This is a genomic window from Rhizorhabdus antheiae (assembly GCF_049889055.1).
Taxonomy (GTDB): Bacteria; Pseudomonadota; Alphaproteobacteria; order Sphingomonadales; family Sphingomonadaceae; genus Rhizorhabdus.
In genome coordinates, this window is sequence record NZ_JBLTWO010000030.1 from 1 (window position 1) to 516 (window position 516).

The following is a 516-nucleotide window of genomic DNA, read 5'->3' on the forward strand; positions in this document are numbered from 1 at the left end:
GATCGTGTGATTCATAGGTGGCCGTCATGACGGAGACGGCGATGGGTTGGCGACCGGGGCAGAGTTACTCGCAGGATTTGCGCGATCGGGTGCTGGCGGCGGTGGACGGCGGACTGCCAGTCCGCGAGGCAGCAGTGATCTTCAAGGTCAGTATTGCCTACATCTACAAGGCGCGGATCCGGCGGCGGCTGACCGGTGATGCCGGGATCAACCCGAACCGCGGTCGTCCGCCGCGCAAGCTCTCCCCCGCACAGGAGCTGGAACTGGCGGCGCTCATCCGCTCGCGGCCGGGGATCACGCTGGCGCAGGCGCAGGCCTGGCTGCTGGCCGAACACGGAATCGGGCTCAGCACCGGCGCGATGTGGAACGCGGTGCGACGGCTCGGCCTGTCGTTTAAAAAAAGCCCTGCACGCAGCCGAGCAGGAGCGACCGGACGTGGCGGCACGTCGCAAGCTGTGGCGGGCGGTCCAGCCGTTCATCGACCCTGAGAGCCTGGTCTTCCTCGACGAGACGGGG

Annotated in this window: 1 protein-coding gene; it reads left to right on the plus strand. The window is 67.4% G+C overall.

The features are described from left to right. Positions 1–26 precede the first annotated feature (26 nt). Positions 27–488 carry a hypothetical protein gene (locus ACNI3R_RS20415; protein ID WP_426187072.1) on the plus strand — a complete coding sequence of 154 codons (462 nt, stop codon included), beginning with the start codon at positions 27–29 and terminating at the stop codon, positions 486–488. The last annotated feature ends 28 nt before the right edge of the window (positions 489–516 follow it).

Excerpts from the sequence above, each read along its gene's own strand:
- ACNI3R_RS20415 (WP_426187072.1), top strand. The coding sequence starts at position 27 with ATGACGGAGACGGCGATGGGTTGGCGACCGGGGCAGAGTTACTCGCAG.